Annotated in this window: 6 protein-coding genes; all 6 read right to left on the bottom strand. The window is 40.4% G+C overall.

What is annotated here, in order from left to right:
* Positions 1 to 19: 19 nt before the first annotated feature.
* A complete protein-coding gene (locus tag DSOL_RS25610) occupies positions 20 to 703 on the bottom strand; it encodes a hypothetical protein (protein ID WP_075367526.1) in 684 nt (227 codons plus the stop codon).
* 2 nt (positions 704 to 705) lie between these two features.
* The gene (locus DSOL_RS28300; protein ID WP_170871628.1) at positions 706 to 873 is read right to left on the bottom strand and encodes a hypothetical protein; all 168 of its coding nucleotides are present in this window, start codon (positions 871 to 873) and stop codon (positions 706 to 708) included.
* Between the two features lie 216 nt (positions 874 to 1,089).
* Positions 1,090 to 1,539 (bottom strand): HEPN domain-containing protein, encoded by a 450-nt coding sequence (locus DSOL_RS25615; RefSeq protein ID WP_075367527.1) that lies wholly within the window; start codon positions 1,537 to 1,539, stop codon positions 1,090 to 1,092.
* Positions 1,532 to 1,873, bottom strand: a complete 342-nt coding sequence (locus tag DSOL_RS25620) for a nucleotidyltransferase domain-containing protein (RefSeq protein WP_009613742.1) — start codon at positions 1,871 to 1,873, stop codon at positions 1,532 to 1,534. Before DSOL_RS25620 ends, DSOL_RS25615 begins: the two co-directional genes overlap by 8 nt.
* A gap of 550 nt (positions 1,874 to 2,423) precedes the next feature.
* Entirely contained in the window at positions 2,424 to 3,131 is a 708-nt protein-coding gene (locus DSOL_RS25625) for a DUF6710 family protein (protein WP_083643070.1), read from the bottom strand.
* Positions 3,125 to 3,659, bottom strand: a 535-nt coding sequence (locus DSOL_RS29350; protein ID WP_235839008.1) for a hypothetical protein, incomplete at its 5' end; no start/stop codon positions are given. The genes DSOL_RS25625 and DSOL_RS29350, both read right to left, overlap by 7 nt.

Below are 3,659 nucleotides of genomic sequence, written 5' to 3' on the forward strand. Positions count from 1 at the left end.
TTTCTTTGCTGCCCATGCTTCACCCTCCAATCTCCTCATCCATGTCCTGCCGGAATTCGCCCTCAAAGTCGAAGTCATAGTCCCTGCCTTTGAGTTCGGGCACAATGTCCTCGATTTTGTCAATCATCTGCCCGACGGAAATCATGTCGTCATTGGCAAGATTGTTGTCCAGTAGCGTCAGCTTTACCAGGTTAGAGTGAAGCACCATCAGTTCGGTTTCGGAAAACAGAGCCTTTTCGTCCACCAAGCCGCTTCGGATGGCAAAATCCTGTGTGGCGGCCTCCTTGTTGTAGAAAAACTGCCGCTGCACCGTCTGATTGTTTTCGGGGGCTAAGCGGTAGGTGGAAAACACATAGTCAAACAGATGGTGAAATTTGCAGGCCAGCACCACGCCGTTGTACTCGGCCAGCTTGTAGGAGCCGTTGGGGAGTTTTTCATTGGCGTCGGTGTAGGGGCGCTCGGAGCAAATACCAGTTCTGACCGCCGTGGTTCTCGCAGTGTCGTTGATGAGGTTCAAAACCTTGTCCTTGACTGCTACAAAGGGATTTTTCTCAAGGGTGTCGGCTTTGGTGTAAAAGGCAATAAGCTGCTTTTTATAGTAGATGTCGGCAAGGTAGTCGGAGGAATCGGAACGCTTCACCTCAAAGCCCCGCCTGGAAAGCTGTTCAAAAAACTGCTTGTAAAAATCAATCTTGCTGCGCATGGTCACACCTCCAATTCGTTTTCGGGTTCCTGCTCCGGCTCCGATTCTTGCGGTAGCATGTCAGCAACAAGCTTTTCAAGGCTTTGGGTCATATTTTTCAAGTCCGTATAACCCAGCTTCTGCACCCTCCTGACAAACGCTCTAAAAAACGGTTCGCTCAATCCTTTCATGGCCAGTATCACTCCTTTCCCAATTGCTCTCGCGTTTTCACGTTTTTAGAAAAATAAAATACCCCGGCTTTTGCTGCCAGGGCATATTCTGTGGTGGTGAAGGCCAGGATCCGGGTACCGTCGTTAAAATAAAAAATGATCACTAGTTCATAATGGTGAGCCAAGGAACTTTGTTGACGTACTGACCGTTCACTTTTGTCTCAATTGTCTAAAAATTTATCGTTCCAGTTCTTCTTCATTTGTCTGATCAGCCGTTAGCTCTCTTTGCTCTGCTTTCTGCATGATGAAAGGTTGTATGGTATTGTAAAAAGCTTCCGCGTTATCAATCTGGCTTTTTGCTTCTTCCTGGCTGATTTGTATAAAATCATCATAGTCGCTTTTCCCTCTGAGCCTGCTGGCATCCCCAATCATACTGGAGTAGGTGAGATCCAAAACACCGGTTTTAATATAGCTCTTTCGAAAATTTGCAATAACTGCAGAGTGTTTTTTAAAATCCATACCGTCGAGAATCAATAAGGCCCGAATGGTGTGGAACATGGAGTAATAAGCCCTGTTTATACAGGCTAAAAAATGATCGGCACTAAAATCATGTTTTGCTGTTTCTAAATCCTCTTTAGCCTTTTGCAGCCTATACCGTGATAATTCTTCTTTACTATAATCAGGCATTAACTACAACTCCCTCGTTTTGCACGTTTGCATAGAAAGGCAATACATTTTTCCAGTTTTGGAAATGATTATAGTCCTTTACTATGACGGATAGGACAACATCATAGTTTAGTTCTAAATCATTACAGTATTTCCACAGTTCCTGTTCAAAAAGTTTAGTTGTATGATCATCGCCATTGACAAGGACCATGACATCAATGTCCGACCATTCTTCATAATCGCCACGCGCATAGGAACCGTATAGTATAACTTTAACAAGTTTATCGCTAGCAATTTCTTTCGCTTTATTTGCCAATAGGGCAACTATTTTATTGATAGTTGTTGGCGTGTGCATTTTTGAGCCCCCCATTTCTATCAAATCAGCTACTTTCCAAAGCCTGTTTTAAATCCACAATCAATTCCGGAAATTACTCACGGCAATGCTATCTTCTTCAGCATAGGTTTTCGGCTGGAACTTTAAAAAAACTTAAATGTCCAGGTTGATCTGCTGACAACCGGTGCTTTGAGTGGAAGCTTCTTGAAAAAATTCACGGTGAAGAAGTGTTGTTCTACAATTCAAAGTACTCTTCTATTTTCCCTTTATCAATGCGCAAATCAATATCACTTCCAGGTTTAGCTTCTCCTCTGGCATAGAAACGGAAGAGCTACACCCGTTCTACACCATAGCGTTTTGCTATTTCGCTGACAATGTTTTTGATTTCATTCACAGTATTAATCTGCGGATGAGATAGTCTTGTCGCCACAAGTAGAAGATATTCTTACAGTTATTATACATTGCCATGTTTTTACAGTAAAGATCAGATTCAGATACTCGTGATAGTTATTCCTGCGATCTGTCTGGAAATCATCTCCTTTTTTGTTCTGTCTTTTTGGCGGATTAGCCTTCATCCCAGCTCGGCAGTATCTTCTTCATTTTCGAGCCTGTATTTTATCTTGGAAATCTCATAAATAACCCCTACCCGAAAGTCATATAATTCTCTGAGCTTATTCCCGTTGTGCTGGTTGTACCAGCAGTCCCCATCCGTGTAAACATGGTCAAACATTGGAATTATATCAATTGTTTTTGCTTCAATAAATCCTTTTTTATGCCCAATGCCTGCTGATATAGAGTGAGTGCCATTGTATGCAAAGCATAGATCTACACCCGTATAATAATACGCTAAATGGTTTCCTTTAATATATTCAAATGAGTTCTTAGCTATAATTTTTATGATAGTTCTCATTCTATCCCTATGCCAGGCTAAAACCAAAACGCAGTCATTCGCTAAATCAACCTTTTTCATTTTCTCTTCATCTGGTTTAGCCCAGATTTTGCTTCCTGCTTCATCTTCATAATATATGGGAAATGGATGACTGATTTTCTTATCGAAGTTCTCTTTGTTATAGAGAATTGTTGTCAGTAAATCATTTTTCAAGTCTTCCTTAATGATTCCCAACATATATTCCAAGATGATAATCTGATCCTGTTTGCTCTGCTCATATTCTAGGGTTTGCCGTACAAAGTCCATGGCATAATTGAATTCCCAGCCAGATTGTTCCGGTTTCTGCACATCTTCTTTACCAAGAATCTTTCCCCAAAAGTTTCTTAACATATATCGTTCTCCTCGATCTGTAAAAAGGTTTCCAGAATTTTCACGGTATTATTATAAACTCTTTTCTGGAAAAAAGGTACATAATGCATGAGGGAAAGCAATTCATTACATACTCTCAAATACTTGTCTTCCTCAAATGCTTTTTTAATGTCTACAAAAAAATGCAGATATCGAAAATGCGCTATATTATCTTTTTCATAGTTTGTTGCCGGTTTTCGTTTTAATAAAGTTTTATAAAAATCATGTAGTGCTTCCTTTGCCCGCAGATTCGTTTCTTCATCTACGTCATTATCCCATATGTCATAGGGCTTTAATATCGCCTGAATTTCCATTTCCATATCCATATCCATATCCATATCCTCATCTCCAATAATAAAATAATCGAAAAAGAGTGGTTCTTTGTCCAAGTGCCTTAGAGTTCCAGTTTTTCTATAGATTTTTTCTTGATTCATTGAAGCTTTATTACCGTTCCATGCCCCTGTCCTTATGCTGCAAGTACCATTCCTTTTTTGCCGCTTTTGAAAGCTC

The organism is Desulfosporosinus metallidurans (assembly GCF_001936615.1).
Taxonomy (GTDB): domain Bacteria; phylum Bacillota; class Desulfitobacteriia; order Desulfitobacteriales; family Desulfitobacteriaceae; genus Desulfosporosinus; species Desulfosporosinus metallidurans.

Excerpts from the sequence above, each read along its gene's own strand:
- DSOL_RS25620 (WP_009613742.1), bottom strand. The coding sequence starts at position 1,873 with ATGCACACGCCAACAACTATCAATAAAATAGTTGCCCTATTGGCAAAT.
- DSOL_RS25610 (WP_075367526.1), bottom strand. The coding sequence starts at position 703 with ATGCGCAGCAAGATTGATTTTTACAAGCAGTTTTTTGAACAGCTTTCC.
- DSOL_RS25625 (WP_083643070.1), bottom strand. The coding sequence starts at position 3,131 with ATGTTAAGAAACTTTTGGGGAAAGATTCTTGGTAAAGAAGATGTGCAG.
- DSOL_RS28300 (WP_170871628.1), bottom strand. The coding sequence starts at position 873 with ATGAAAGGATTGAGCGAACCGTTTTTTAGAGCGTTTGTCAGGAGGGTG.
- DSOL_RS25615 (WP_075367527.1), bottom strand. The coding sequence starts at position 1,539 with ATGCCTGATTATAGTAAAGAAGAATTATCACGGTATAGGCTGCAAAAG.